General features: G+C 73.8%; 13 protein-coding genes and 1 pseudogene. 10 read left to right on the top strand and 4 right to left on the bottom strand.

Annotation, left to right across the window (positions count from 1 at the left end; translation table 11 throughout):
- Positions 1 to 24 precede the first annotated feature (24 nt).
- The 8 genes and pseudogenes from ACZ6YG_RS15155 to ACZ6YG_RS15190 form a co-directional block, all read left to right on the top strand.
- A pseudogene (locus ACZ6YG_RS15155) lies at positions 25 to 702 on the top strand (ABC transporter ATP-binding protein); the annotation flags it as partial.
- On the top strand, positions 699 to 1,430 hold the full coding sequence (locus ACZ6YG_RS15160) for an ABC transporter ATP-binding protein (protein ID WP_148031554.1): 732 nt from the start codon (positions 699 to 701) through the stop codon (positions 1,428 to 1,430). The pseudogene ACZ6YG_RS15155 and the gene ACZ6YG_RS15160, both read left to right, overlap by 4 nt.
- Positions 1,430 to 2,296 (top strand): branched-chain amino acid ABC transporter permease, encoded by an 867-nt coding sequence (locus ACZ6YG_RS15165; protein ID WP_148031555.1) that lies wholly within the window; start codon positions 1,430 to 1,432, stop codon positions 2,294 to 2,296. The genes ACZ6YG_RS15160 and ACZ6YG_RS15165 overlap by 1 nt, the downstream gene beginning before the upstream one ends.
- A complete protein-coding gene (locus tag ACZ6YG_RS15170; protein ID WP_466018309.1) occupies positions 2,293 to 3,315 on the top strand; it encodes a branched-chain amino acid ABC transporter permease in 1,023 nt (340 codons plus the stop codon). Before ACZ6YG_RS15165 ends, ACZ6YG_RS15170 begins: the two co-directional genes overlap by 4 nt.
- The gene (locus tag ACZ6YG_RS15175; protein ID WP_466018310.1) at positions 3,302 to 4,633 is read left to right on the top strand and encodes an amidase; all 1,332 of its coding nucleotides are present in this window, start codon (positions 3,302 to 3,304) and stop codon (positions 4,631 to 4,633) included. The genes ACZ6YG_RS15170 and ACZ6YG_RS15175 overlap by 14 nt, the downstream gene beginning before the upstream one ends.
- Positions 4,630 to 5,751 carry an NAD(P)-dependent alcohol dehydrogenase gene (locus tag ACZ6YG_RS15180; RefSeq protein WP_466018311.1) on the top strand — a complete coding sequence of 374 codons (1,122 nt, stop codon included), beginning with the start codon at positions 4,630 to 4,632 and terminating at the stop codon, positions 5,749 to 5,751. The genes ACZ6YG_RS15175 and ACZ6YG_RS15180 overlap by 4 nt, the downstream gene beginning before the upstream one ends.
- A gap of 41 nt (positions 5,752 to 5,792) precedes the next feature.
- Entirely contained in the window at positions 5,793 to 7,256 is a 1,464-nt protein-coding gene (locus ACZ6YG_RS15185) for an aldehyde dehydrogenase family protein (protein ID WP_466018481.1), read from the top strand.
- A 111-nt stretch (positions 7,257 to 7,367) separates the two neighbouring features.
- Entirely contained in the window at positions 7,368 to 8,471 is a 1,104-nt protein-coding gene (locus ACZ6YG_RS15190) for a DUF4037 domain-containing protein (RefSeq protein WP_148034573.1), read from the top strand.
- A 9-nt stretch (positions 8,472 to 8,480) separates the two neighbouring features.
- Here ACZ6YG_RS15190 and ACZ6YG_RS15195 read toward each other — a convergent pair whose 3' ends face one another.
- Complete coding sequence (locus ACZ6YG_RS15195; RefSeq protein WP_271277570.1) at positions 8,481 to 8,927, bottom strand: MarR family winged helix-turn-helix transcriptional regulator; 447 nt, start codon at positions 8,925 to 8,927, stop codon at positions 8,481 to 8,483.
- 100 nt (positions 8,928 to 9,027) lie between these two features.
- On the opposite strand from ACZ6YG_RS15195, the gene ACZ6YG_RS15200 reads away from it, so the two are divergent.
- A complete protein-coding gene (locus ACZ6YG_RS15200) occupies positions 9,028 to 9,204 on the top strand; it encodes a hypothetical protein (RefSeq protein WP_187281158.1) in 177 nt (58 codons plus the stop codon).
- Between the two features lie 8 nt (positions 9,205 to 9,212).
- Here ACZ6YG_RS15200 and ACZ6YG_RS15205 read toward each other — a convergent pair whose 3' ends face one another.
- From ACZ6YG_RS15205 to ACZ6YG_RS15215, 3 genes are all read right to left on the bottom strand, one after another.
- Positions 9,213 to 9,998, bottom strand: coding sequence for an SRPBCC family protein (locus ACZ6YG_RS15205; protein WP_466018312.1), 786 nt, complete (start codon positions 9,996 to 9,998; stop codon positions 9,213 to 9,215).
- Positions 9,995 to 10,339, bottom strand: a complete 345-nt coding sequence (locus ACZ6YG_RS15210) for an ArsR/SmtB family transcription factor (RefSeq protein ID WP_466018313.1) — start codon at positions 10,337 to 10,339, stop codon at positions 9,995 to 9,997. The genes ACZ6YG_RS15205 and ACZ6YG_RS15210 overlap by 4 nt, the downstream gene beginning before the upstream one ends.
- A gap of 95 nt (positions 10,340 to 10,434) precedes the next feature.
- Positions 10,435 to 11,196 carry a MerR family transcriptional regulator gene (locus tag ACZ6YG_RS15215; RefSeq protein ID WP_466018314.1) on the bottom strand — a complete coding sequence of 254 codons (762 nt, stop codon included), beginning with the start codon at positions 11,194 to 11,196 and terminating at the stop codon, positions 10,435 to 10,437.
- Between the two features lie 80 nt (positions 11,197 to 11,276).
- Between ACZ6YG_RS15215 and ACZ6YG_RS15220 the strand changes: the two genes are divergently transcribed.
- Positions 11,277 to 12,068: a MerR family transcriptional regulator gene (locus tag ACZ6YG_RS15220; protein WP_466018315.1), complete on the top strand. Its 792-nt coding sequence runs from the start codon at positions 11,277 to 11,279 to the stop codon at positions 12,066 to 12,068.
- Positions 12,069 to 12,195: the final 127 nt, after the last annotated feature.

The following is a 12,195-nucleotide window of genomic DNA, read 5'->3' on the forward strand; positions in this document are numbered from 1 at the left end:
CAGGTGGTCGTCGCCCGTGACCTGAGTTTGTCGGTGGAGCCGGGTGAGGCGCTGGGGATCGTGGGCCCGAACGGGGCCGGCAAGTCGAGCCTGTTCGCCATGATCTCGGGGGATCTGCGCCCGGACGGCGGCACGGTGTGGCTGGACGGGCGGGATGTCACGGGTGCGGCGCCGCATGCGCGCACGCGTGCCGGGATCGGCCGTACGTTTCAGGTGCCGCGGCCGTTCGAGCATCTGACGGTGTTCGAGAACGTGCTGGTGTGCGCGCATCAGGGGGCGGGGCTGCGGGGCAGGCAGGCGCAGGCGCACGCGATGGGCGTGCTGGAGCGCGTCGGCCTGGCCGAGCTGGCGAACACTCCGGCGGGGCGGCTGGCGTTGTTGCAGCGTAAGCGGCTGGAGGTGGCGCGGGCGGTGGGCACCGGGCCGCGGCTGCTGCTGCTGGACGAGGTCGCGGGCGGGCTGACCGAGCCCGAGGTGGCCGAGCTGGTGGCGGTCGTCAGGGAGTTGCACGCCGGCGGGCTCGGCGTGGTGTGGATCGAGCATGTGGTGCACGCGCTGGTCAAGACGGTCGGGCGGATGATCTGCCTGGCCGGGGGTGACGTGGTGGCCGACGGTGAGCCGTTGCGGGTGCTGGCCGACCAGCGGGTGCGTGAGCTCTACCTGGGCGCCGGTCCCGAGGCCGGTGCGGAGGAGGGGTCGTGACGCTGTTGTCGGTCCGGGATCTGACCGTCCATCACGGGCAGCTGCGCGCCGTGGACGGTGTGAGTCTGTCCGTGGACGAGGGTGAGGTGCTGGCGATCATCGGCGCCAACGGCGCGGGCAAGTCGACGTTGCTGCGCGCGCTGGCCGGGCTGAACGCGCCGTCGTCGGGGACGGTGGAGCTGGCGGGGCGTGACATCACCCGGATGCCCGCGCACAGGCGGGTGGTGGCGGGCGTCGCGCTGGTGCCGGAGGGCAGGCGGCTGTTCCGCTCGTTGACGGTGGAGGAGAACCTGCTGGCGGGCGCGTACCGGGGGCGGCCGGGGCCGTGGACGATGACGGCGGTCCTGGAGCTGTTCCCGTGGATGGCCGAGCGGCGCGGGCAGAACGCCGGGCAGTTGTCGGGCGGGGAGCAGCAGGCGGTGGCGATCGGCCGGGCGTTGCTGTCCAATCCTGACCTGCTGCTCATCGACGAGTTGTCGCTGGGGCTGGCGCCGGTGGTGGTGCGCCGCATCTACGAGGTGCTGCCGGGCATCGTCGGCGCGGGCACGACGGCGCTGATCGTCGAGCAGGACGTCTCGCAGGCGATGCGGGTCGCCGATCGGGTGCACTGTCTGCTCGAAGGCCGTTCGGTGCTGCAGGGCCGGCCGGCGGAGCTGACCGGGGAGCAGGTCGAGCACGCGTACTTCGGGATCGGGGCGGCGGAGCCCGCACAGGAGGGACGTCACTGATGGGCTGGGTCAACGCCGTCGTGCAGGGTTTGCTGCTCGGTGGCCTGTATGCGCTGTTCGCCACTGGGTTGTCGTTGATGTTCGGGGTGATGCGGATCGTCAACCTGGCGCACGGCGATCTGGCGGTCGTGGCGTCGTTCCTGGCGCTGGCTCTGGTCAGCGGGACGGGGCTGCCGTTGTGGGTGGTGATCGTGGTGACGGTGCCGTTGTTCGCCGCGCTCGGTTATCTGACGCAGCGGGTGCTGCTGCAGCGGAGCCTGTCGTCGGGGCCGCTGGCCACGCTGCTGGTCACGTTCGGGTTGTCGATCGTGCTGCAGAACGTGCTGCTGGAGGTGTTCTCGGCGGACACGCGCACGCTCGACGCCGGGGCGTTCGCGACCGGGTCGTTCGAGGTGAGCGGCGCGGTCTCGGTCGGTTATCTGTCGCTGACCACGTTCCTGCTGGCGTGCGCGGCGCTGGCAGGCATCCAGCTGTTCCTGTCGCGTACGGGGCTGGGCAGGATGCTGCGCGCCTCCTCCGACGACCCGGAGACGGCGAATCTGATGGGCGCCGACAGCCGGCACGTGTACGGGATCGCGACGGTGATCGCGTTCGCGACGGTGGCGCTGGCCGGGCTGATGTTCGCGATCCGTTCGTCGTTCGACCCGGCGATCGGCCCGTCGCGGCTGATCTTCGCGTTCGAGGCGGTCGTCATCGGCGGGCTGGGCTCGCTGTGGGGGACGCTGCTGGGCGGCATGGTGCTCGGGGTGACGCAGTCGGTGAGCGCGCAGGTCGATCCGGCGCTGACGCTGCTGGCCGGACATCTGATCTTCCTCGCCGTGCTGGCCTTCCGGCCGCAGGGCCTGCTCGCTGGACGGACGGCATGACGATCTCCCATCTTCTGAGCGCGCGGGCGGCGCGGAACGTGCACGTGGTGCGCGCCACCCGTTCTGCCAAGCTGTCGGCCGTGGTGCTGGCGGCCGCCGCGATGGTGCTGGCGGCGCTGCCGTTCCTGGTGTTCAGCACGGTCACCGACACGCTGATCAACCTGTTCGTGCTGATCGCGCTGGCGAGCATGTGGAACCTGCTCGCGGGTTTCGGCGGCCTGGTGTCGGTGGGGCAGCAGGCCTACATCGGGATCGGCGCCTACAGTCTCGTGGCGCTGGCCGACCTCGGGGCGCAGCCCTATCTGGCGGTGCCGCTGGCGGCGCTGACCTGCGCGGTGTTCGCGCTGCCGACGTCGTGGCTGGCGTTCCGGCTGCGCGGCGACTACTTCGCGGTCGGCACCTGGGTGATCGCCGAGGTGTACCGGCTGCTGGTGGTGCGGGTGGACAGTCTGGGCGGGGCCAGCGGCAAGAGCCTTTCGGGGTTGTCGGGGATCGACGCGACGCTGCGCGGCGCGCTGACGTACTGGATCGCGCTGGCGCTGGCGCTGGCCACGATCGCGGGCTGTTATCTGCTGCTGCGCGGCCGGCTGGGGTTGTCGCTGATGGCGGTGCGCGACGAGGAGACGGCGGCCGCCTCGGCGGGGATCGACGTGCGGCGGGCCAAGCTGCTGGTCTACCTGGTCTCGGCGGCCGGGTGCGGCGCCGCGGGCGGGGTGATCACGCTGAGCTCGCTCAGCGTCAACCCGGACTCGATCTTCAGCGTGCAGTGGTCCGCGTACATGATCTTCATTGTGGTGATCGGCGGCATCGGCTTCATCGAGGGGCCGCTGATCGGCGCGCTGATCTTCTTCGCGCTGCAGCAGCTGCTCGCCGACTTCGGCTCGTGGTATCTGGTGCTGCTGGGCGTCGTCGGCATCGTGGCCGCGCTGAGGCTGCCGCGCGGGCTGTGGGGGCTGGTGCCCGGCCCGAGCCTGTTCCCGATCGGCTATCTGGTACGGAGGTCCGATGGCCCCGCGTGACCCGGTCGAGCTGACCGAACGGATGCTGGCCGCGATCGAGGCCACCGAGCCTCACCTGCACGCCTACGCCACGGTGACGGCCGGCCGGGCCCGGGAGCGGGCCGCGGCCCTGGCCAGGGAGCCGGCCCGCGGCCCGCTGCACGGCCTGCCGATCGGCGTCAAGGACCTGATCGACACCGCGGGCGTGGCGACCGGTTACGGGTCGCCGCGGTTCGCCGGGCACGTGCCGGCCCGGGACGCCGCCGCGGTCCGCGCCCTGCTGGACGCGGGCGCGGTGATCCTCGGCAAGCACACCACGCACGAGCTGGCCTGGGGCGGCCGCACCGACAGCCCGCTGCTCGGCCCCACCCGCAACCCCTACCGGCCGGGGCACATCCCGGGCGGCTCGTCCGGCGGGTCGGCGGCGTCCGTCGCGGCGGGCAGCTGCCTGGGCGCGGTCGGCTCCGACACCGCGGGCAGCGTGCGCATCCCGGCCGCGCTGAGCGGCTGCGTCGGTTTCAAGCCGACCCGCGGGCGGATCCCCCTGGACGGGGTCCTGCCGCTGGCGCCGTCCCTGGACCATCTCGGCGTCCTGGCGCCGACGGTGGACGGCGCGGCCGCCCTGACAGCGGCACTGACGGCGGCACTCACGACCGGCCCCGCCGCCGTCCCCGCGTTCGAGCCGGGGGAGCTGCGGGTGGGCTGGCTCGGCGGCTGGTTCGACGCCGTGCTCGCCCCGCCGGTGCGGGCGGCGCTGGCGGCCACCCGCGCCCGGCTGGAGGAGCACGGCGTACGGGTGGACGACGTGATCATCCCTGACGAGCCGCTCATGCCCGGGGCGGTGCTGGCCAGGATCCACGCCGAGGCGAGCCGGTTCCACCGCGACGCCTTCGAACGCGACCCCGAGCTGTTCGGCCCCGACATCGCCGAGCTGATGCGCCTGCCGGCCGCCACCGCCCAGCAGGCAGAACGTGACGAGGCCGCCATCGCCCGCATGACGGCCGCGCTGCGCCGGGCCCTGGCCGGCCACGACGTGCTGGCCGCCGCCACCGTGCCGGTCACCGCACCGCCGATCGGCGACATGACCGTCACCGTCGCAGGCCGGAACTGGCCGATCGAGCTGGTCCTGACCAGGCACACCTCGGTCTTCAACGCCGCCGGGCTGCCCGCCGTGTCGGTGCCGGTGGCCCTGGACCAGGAGAGCGGGCTGCCCGTGGGCCTCCAGCTCGCCGGGGCCGCCATGAGCGACGACACCGTCCTGGGCGCGGCCCGCCTCGTCGAGGCCCTGACCCCGTCGCTGCCCCGTCCCGCCCCCACCCGCTGGAGGAACCCGGCATGAGAGTGACCGCGGCCGTCGTCGACCGGCTCGGCGGCCCCTTCCGTCTCGAGGAGCTGGAACTCGACGAACCCGGCCCCGGCGAGGCGCTGGTGAAGGTGACGGCGTCCGGCGTCTGCCACACCGACGAGATCACCCGCCACGGCGACCTGCCGATGCCGTTCCCGTGCGTGCTCGGCCACGAGGGCGCCGGCGTGGTCGCCGCCACCGGTGCGGGCGTGAGCGGCGTGCGGCCCGGCGACCACGTCGTCATCGGCTGGCCGTCCTGCGGCGCCTGCCGCAACTGCCTGGACGGCGAGCCCCGCTACTGCGCCCGCCTCGGCGAGGCGCTGTGCGGCGGCGGGCGGCTGCTCGGCCCCCTCGCCGGGCGAAGCGCGCTGCGCCGCGACGGCGGCTCGCCCGTGCACAGCCACTTCTTCGGCCAGTCGTCCTTCTCCACCTACGCGCTGACCTGGGCGGACGCGCTGGTCGTGGTGCCGCGCCAGGCGCCGCTGGACCTGCTGGGGCCGCTGGCCTGCGGCATCTCCACCGGCGCCGGCGCGGTGTTCCACACCCTCCAGCCGCGGCCGGGGTCGAGCCTGGTGGTGTACGGGGCCGGCGCCGTCGGGCTGGCGGCCGTCATGGCCGCCCGCCTGTCACCCGCCACCACCATCGTGGCCGTGGACCGGCACCCGTCCAGGCTGGCGCTGGCCACCGAGCTGGGCGCCCCCCACACCGTCGACGCCGGCCGGGCGGGCGCCGACCCGGTGGCGGAGGTCCACCGGATCTGCGGCGGCCCGGCCGACTACGCCCTCGAATGCACCGGCGTGATCCCCGTGGTGCGGCAGGCCGCCGACAGCGTCGGCATGCTCGGCACCTGCGTGCTCGTCGGCGGCGCCCCGGCCGGGGCCGAGTTCGGGCTCGACCATCTGAGCACCCTGTGGGGCAAGCGCGTCGTCGGCGTCCTGGGCGGCGGCGGCCGCAGCCGCGCCCTCATCGGCGCCCTGGCCGAACTCCACCGGCAGGGCCGCTTCCCCTTCGACCGCCTGATCCGCTTCTACGACCTGGCCGACATCGACCGGGCATTGGACGACAGCCGGCGCGGGGAGGTGCTCAAACCCGTCCTGCGCATGAACCACTGACGACGATCGGAAGAGACGACATGGAGAAAGGCGAATCGGCCGTGGCACTGCTCGACACCATCGACTGGCAGGGCAAGATCTTCAAGAACGGCGTGTGGACGGCCGGGCACGGCGGCGACTACGCCGTCGTCGAACCGGCCACCGGCGCCGAACTCGGCCGGATGGGGCTGGCGACCCCCGCCGACGTGGCCGAGGCCGCCGCGAGCGCCGCGGCCGCGCAGCGGGAGTGGGCCGCGCTGCCGCACACCGCCCGCGCCGCCGTCCTGCGCCGGGCGGGCGACCTGTGGCAGCGGCACGCCGAGGAGATCAGCGGCTGGAACGTCCGCGAGGTCGGCGCGGTGCCCGGCATGGCCGGGTTCGCGCTGCACGTGGCGGCCGAGGAATGCTACGAGGCGGCCACGCTGCCCGGCCGCGCGATCGGCGAGGTGCTGCCGTCGGAGCAGCCGCGCCTGTCGATGGCGCGCCGCGTGCCGGCCGGGGTGGTGGCGGTGATCTCGCCGTTCAACGTGCCGATCATCCTCGGCATCCGCTCCGTGGCGCCGGCGCTGGCGCTGGGCAACGCGGTCATCCTCAAGCCCGACCCGCGCACCGCCGTCACCGGCGGCACCCTGATGGCGCGCGTGCTGGAGGAGGCCGGGCTGCCGCCGGGCGTGCTGCAGATGCTGCCCGGCGGCGCGGACGTGGGCGAGGCGCTGATCGCCGACCCGCACGTGCGGGTGATCTCCTTCACCGGCTCCACCCCGGTGGGCCGGCGCATCGGCGAGCTGGCGGGCAGGCACCTCAAGCGCGCCCACCTGGAACTCGGCGGCAACTCGGCGCTGCTCGTGCTGGACGACGCCGACGTGGACGAGGCCGTGAACCTGGCCGCCTGGGGGTCGTTCTTCCACCAGGGGCAGATCTGCATGACCACCGGCCGCCACCTGGTCGCCGACCGGCTCTACGACGCGTTCGTGGAGGGCCTGGCCGCCAAGGCGGGCGCCCTGCCGGTCGGCGACCCGGCCGCCGGCGACGTCGCGCTCGGCCCGGTGATCGACGCCGGGCAGCGCGACAAGATCCACGGCCTGGTCACCGCCAGCGTGGAGCAGGGCGCGCAGCTGGCCTCCGGCGGCACCTACGAGCAGCTGTTCTACCGGCCGACCGTGCTGGCCGGGGTGCCGCTGACCGCGCCGGCCTTCGCCGAGGAGGTCTTCGGCCCGGTCGCGCCGGTGACCCGCGTCTCCTCTGCGGAGGAGGCCGCCGAGCTGGCCGCCGCCGGCGAGTACGGGCTGTCGCTCGGCATCGTCACCCGCGACGTGATGCGCGGCCTGGCCGTCGCCGAGCGGATCCCGACCGGGATCGTGCACATCAACGACCAGACCGTGAACGACGAGGCGAACGCGCCCTTCGGCGGGGTGCGCGCCTCCGGCACCGGCGCCCGGTTCGGCGGGGCCGCGGCCAACATCGAGGCCTTCACCGAGACCCGCTGGATCACGATGCGGGGTGAGCCGCCCCGCTACCCCTTCTGACGGCGCGCGGGCCCCGGCCGGGAGCGGGTTTCCGGCCGGGCGCCGGCCCTGCCGGGGGCGCGGATAATTCGGATGTGGCAGGCGGCGGCGTCAGGCACAGTGGACGGCGTGATGTCCGATTTCATGCCCGGTATCGAGTTGTCCCGCGCCTTCTACGGTGAGGTCGTGGCGCCGCTCGTCGCCGGTGTTCCGCATAGTGCCGCGCTGATCGGTCCCGGGTCGGAGGTGCTGGCGTTCGACACCAGCCGCTCGACCGACCACGACTGGGGGCCGCGCGTGCTGGTCTTCGCGCCCGCGGGGATGGTGACGGAGGTGGAGGCCCGGGTGGCCGCCGGGCTGCCGGAGCGGTTCCGCGGCCAGCCGACCGTGTTCGACTACCTGGGGGAGAGGCGGCCGGGAGTGGTGGTGACCGAGCTGGGGTCGTGGCTGAGCGGCCGGCTCGGGTTCGATCCGCGGCGGGGGGTGACGCTGCTGGACTGGCTGTCGGTGCCGTGGCAGCGGCTGGCGGAGGTGACGCAGGGGGAGGTGTTCCACGACGGGCTGCCGTCCCCGGCGGCGGAGGGCGTGCCGTGGCAGCGCGGCCCGCAGCCGGGGGGCCTGGAGGCGGTGCGCGGGCTGCTGCGCTGGTATCCGCAGGACGTGTGGCGCTACGTGCTGGCCTGCCAGTGGCGGCGGATCGCCGAGGAGGAGGCGTTCGTGGGCCGGTGCGGCGAGGTGGGCGACGAGCTCGGGTCGGCGGTGGAGGGCGCGCGGCTGGTGCGGGAGGTGATGCGGCTGGCGCTGCTGCTGCGGCGGCGCTACCCCCCGTACGCCAAATGGCTGGGCAGCGCGCTGGCGCGGATGCCGGGGTCGGCGGAGCTGGCGGAGGCTCTCGGCGCGGCCCTGGCCGCCCGGTCGTGGCGGCAGCGCCAGGAAGGGCTGTCGGCGGCCTACCGGCGGCTGGCCGCGCTGCAGAACCGGGTCGGCCTGGCGGGCCGGCTCGACGAAGGGGTGCGCGGATACCATGACCGGCCGTTCGAGGTGATCGGCGGGGAGCGCTTCGCGGCGGCGCTGCTGGGGGCGGTGTCGGATCCGGTGGTGCGGAGCCTGCCGGTGGCGGGCTGCGTCGACCAGCTGTCGGATTCGACCGATCTGCTGACGTCGCCGCCCCGGGCGCGCGCCGCGACCGCCGCCGCCCTGGGCCTGTCCGCGCCGCCGGACCGTCTCACCGCCTGACGGCTCACGTCAGGGCTGGGCGTTGCGGGCGGCCGCGATGACGCGGGTGAGGACCTGGTGCAGGTCCTGCAGCTCGTCGAGGTCCATGCCGAGGCGGGCGACGATGGCCGGGGGGATCTTCTCGGCCTCGGCCCGCAGCCGGCGTCCTTCGGGGGTGAGGGTGACGCAGAGGGCGCGCTCGTCCAGGCTGCTGCGCTCGCGGTGGATGTAGCCGAGCGCCTGCAGCCGCTTGAGCAGCGGCGACAGGGTGCCGGCGTCGAGCTGCAGCAGCTCGCCGAGCTCCTTGACCGACAGGGGCTCGTGCTGCCAGAGGGCGAGCATGGCCAGATACTGGGGGTGGGTGAGGCCGAGAGGCCGCAGCAGCGGCCGGTAGAGGGCGATCACTCCGCGTGAGGCGACGCTGAGGGCGAAGCACACCTGCCGGTCGAGGGCGAGCAGGTCTGTCGCCTCTGTCACAGGCTTCACGCGTGCCCACCTCCGGTCGCCCCTGGTAGATTAGTTTGCGTACAAACTATTACTGTACAAAAAGTTGACACGCAAATCTTGGGGACGCCACGTGTTTCACCGCAAGTCGCTGGAGGAGCGCATCGCCGAGCGCCAGGCCAAGCTGCCTCCGCTGAAGGAGGGCAAGCACTTCGAGCACGGCCCGGCCAAGTTCGTGTTCGTCGCCCTGCTGGTCGCCGTGGCGCTCATGCACTTCGTCGGCCTGGCCGTGGTGATGCACTTCTACTGATGGGCGCCTCAGCCGGCGTCGAGCAGGGCCTCGGCCAGCTGCTCCACGCGGGCGCGCCAGGCCGCCAGGGTCGCGGCGTCGCCGGGGCCGGTGAGCGTGAGGCGGGCGCCGTGACCGGTGCCCTCGCCGAGCTCCCAGCGCACGGTGCCGCCGCCGGTCGCGTACTCCAGGATCTTTCCCGGTTCGGCGCGTGAGACCGGCCCCGCCGTCACGCCCGCGGCGGTGAACGGGGCCGGCGGCGGCGACCCGGGCTCGGCGCGCCCGCCCTCCAGGGCGCGCCAGACCTCGTCGGCGGGACGGGTGAGCTGGCGTTCGAGACGGACCGCGCCGCCGGAGAGCTCGCCGGAGGTCAGGCCGAGGATGGCCACGTAGTCCTCGTGCAGCCGGCCCATGTCGCCGGGGCGGGGGAGCGGGCGGCCGTCGAGCAGGGCCGCGAGCGCGGCCATGCAGGTGTGCCAGCCGGAGGCGAAGCTGGCCGCGCCGAACCGGTCACCGAACACGTGGGTGAGGGTCAGCAGGCTGCCGTCGCCGTCGGGGCGGATCTCCCAGCGCAGCTCGTCGTCGCCCCAGCTGTGGGCGAACACCCGGGGCGGGTCCAGCTCCAGCACGCGGCCGTCGGGGCCGAACCCGTAGCGGACGCGGTCGCCGTCGATGACGAGCTCGGCGGGGAACCACTGCTTGAGATGGCCGGGCTCGGTGACGGCCCGCCACACCTTCTCGGGCGGGTGCGGCAGGCGGCGGCTCATGCGCAGCTCGGTGCGGCCGTCGGGACGGATCATCAAGTGGTCGTTCACCGGTCCTCCTCGCGGTGGTCGGGCATGGGATCGGGCGCTGGGTCGGGCATGGTGTCCAGGTGCCGCTCCAGCCGGTCGAGGCTGCCGCTCCACAGGCTGCGGTACGGGGCGAGCCAGGCGTCGATCTCGGCCAGCGGCTGGGGGCGCAGCTCGTACCAGCGGCGCTGCGCTTCCTTGCGTACGGTGACGAGCCCGGCCTCGCGCAGCACCCGCAGGTGCTTGGAGGTGCCGGGCTGGGACAGGCCGAGCTCCGCGGTGAGCTCGGCGACCGGGCGGGGCCGCTCCAGCAGCAGATCGAGGATCCGCCGCCGGGCGGGCTCGGCGAGCACGTCGAAACGCATGCCAGCCAACATACCGCAATGGTTATATACCGGCAACGGCATTAAATCCGGACTTATTAATCTACAAAGTAAATTCGCCCGATTCGTACAGAAATCTACGCACCAGATCGACAAGCATTGGCCACGATGGCCGAACGCAGGAAAGCGGCCAGGCCGGGCGCGAGCGTCTCGTAGGTGGCGGTGAACCGCGGATCCGACACGTACAGCTCGCCGAGCCCGCGGTGGATCTCGAACGTGCACGTGTAGAACCAGCGGCTGATGTGGCCGCGGTGCCGCTCGGCCAGGTCCATGGCGTGCTCGCCGTCCGGGGGCAGGCCGGCCTCGCAGGCGGCGGCGAGGCCCCGGCTGATCGCCTCGGCTTCGGCCTTGAGCTCCAGCCAGTCGGCCCTGGTGTAGGAGGCGACGCGGCGGCGGCTCTGCTCGTAGGCGGCGCTGCCGCCCCAGCGGCGTTCCACCTCGGCGTCGTGGTCCTCGGGGGTGAAGGCGCCGAAGAGTTCGAGGCGTTCTTGGGGGGTGAGGGCGATGCCGCGGGTGCGGGCTTCGATGGCGCGTTCGACGGCGGTGATGACCTCGCGCAGGCGTTCGGTCTTGCGGACGAGGAGTTCGTGCTGGCGGCGCAGCTGGGTGAGCTCGTCGGTGGCGGGGTCGTCGAGGATGACGGCGATCTCGTCGAGGGGGAAGCCGAGTTCGCGGTAGAGGAGGATCTGCTGCAGGCGGACGAGGTCGTCGTCGGTGTAGCGGCGGTAGCCGGCGTGGGTGCGCTCGCCGGGGGTGAGCAGGCCGATCTCGTCGTAGTGGTGCAGGGTGCGCACGGTGATGCCGGCCAGTCTGGCCACGTGTCCGACGGTGAGGCTCATGGGACCAGCCTGAAGCCTCACGCCGGGTGAGGCGCAACCCGCTGGGCTCGCCCCCTCTCGGGAGGGCCCATGCTGGGGGCGTGGACGGTGATCTGCTGCCGATCGGGCAGTTCGCGCGGCTGGGCCGGTTGAGTGTGAAGCAGTTGCGGCATTACGACGAGCTGGGGCTGCTGGTTCCGGCGTGGGTGGATCCGGTGACGGGCTACCGCTATTACCGGGCGTCGCAGGCGCGGGTGGCGTTGTCGATCGGGTTGCTGCGGTCGCTGGACGTGCCGCTGCCGGTGGTGGGGCGGGTGCTGGAGGGGGATTCGGGCGCGCTGGAGGACGTCCGGGCGGGGCTGGAGGCGGAGTTGGCGCGGCGGCGGCGGACGCTGGCGTCGCTGGAGCGGGTGATGGCCGGCGGCCTGCCTGCGCCGGAGGTGTCGGTGGCGCGGCTGCCGGCGCGGCGGGTGCTGGTGGCGCGCGAGGTGGCGGGCGGCCCGGAGGGGATCGGCCGGGCCACCTCGGCGGCGGTGGCGCGGGTGCTGGCCGTCTCGGCGGGGGAGGGGGAGGTGCGGCTGACGGGGGTGTTCCCGGTGGATCTGGACGGGGCGGTGGAGGTGGTGGTGGCGCGGGAGGTGCCGGGCGGGGCGTGGCGCGACGGCGCGGCGACGGAGGCGGGCGCGGGGGTGCTTGCGGGCGGGGTGTTCGCGGCTGCCCGGCATGTGGGCCCGTACGACCAGATCCCGCTGACGGCGAGTGCGGTGCTGGCGTGGTGCGGGGAGCGGCGGCTGGTGGCGCTGGAGGTGCGTGAGGTGTACGTGTCGGATCCGGCGGTGACGGCGCCGGATCGGCTGGTGACGGATGTGCTGGTCCGCTTCGAGGAGGAGTGAGGCCGGCGGCCGTGGGGAGCGGTGGCGGGGCTGCGGCTGGCGGAGGTGACGCAGGGTGTTTCCACGACCGGCTGCCGTCCCCTGCGGCGGAGGGCGTGCCGTGGCAGCGCGGCCCGCAGCCGGGTGG

The sequence above is a fragment of the Nonomuraea sp. NPDC054003 genome (genome assembly GCF_055585125.1).

What these genes read in the sequence shown, in the direction of transcription:
- ACZ6YG_RS15165 (WP_148031555.1), top strand. Translation starts at nt 1,430, where the DNA reads ATGGGCTGGGTCAACGCCGTCGTGCAGGGTTTGCTGCTCGGTGGCCTG.
- ACZ6YG_RS15170 (WP_466018309.1), top strand. Translation starts at nt 2,293, where the DNA reads ATGACGATCTCCCATCTTCTGAGCGCGCGGGCGGCGCGGAACGTGCAC.
- ACZ6YG_RS15175 (WP_466018310.1), top strand. Translation starts at nt 3,302, where the DNA reads ATGGCCCCGCGTGACCCGGTCGAGCTGACCGAACGGATGCTGGCCGCG.
- ACZ6YG_RS15180 (WP_466018311.1), top strand. Translation starts at nt 4,630, where the DNA reads ATGAGAGTGACCGCGGCCGTCGTCGACCGGCTCGGCGGCCCCTTCCGT.
- ACZ6YG_RS15190 (WP_148034573.1), top strand. Translation starts at nt 7,368, where the DNA reads ATGTCCGATTTCATGCCCGGTATCGAGTTGTCCCGCGCCTTCTACGGT.
- ACZ6YG_RS15210 (WP_466018313.1), bottom strand. Translation starts at nt 10,339, where the DNA reads ATGCGTTTCGACGTGCTCGCCGAGCCCGCCCGGCGGCGGATCCTCGAT.
- ACZ6YG_RS15215 (WP_466018314.1), bottom strand. Translation starts at nt 11,196, where the DNA reads ATGAGCCTCACCGTCGGACACGTGGCCAGACTGGCCGGCATCACCGTG.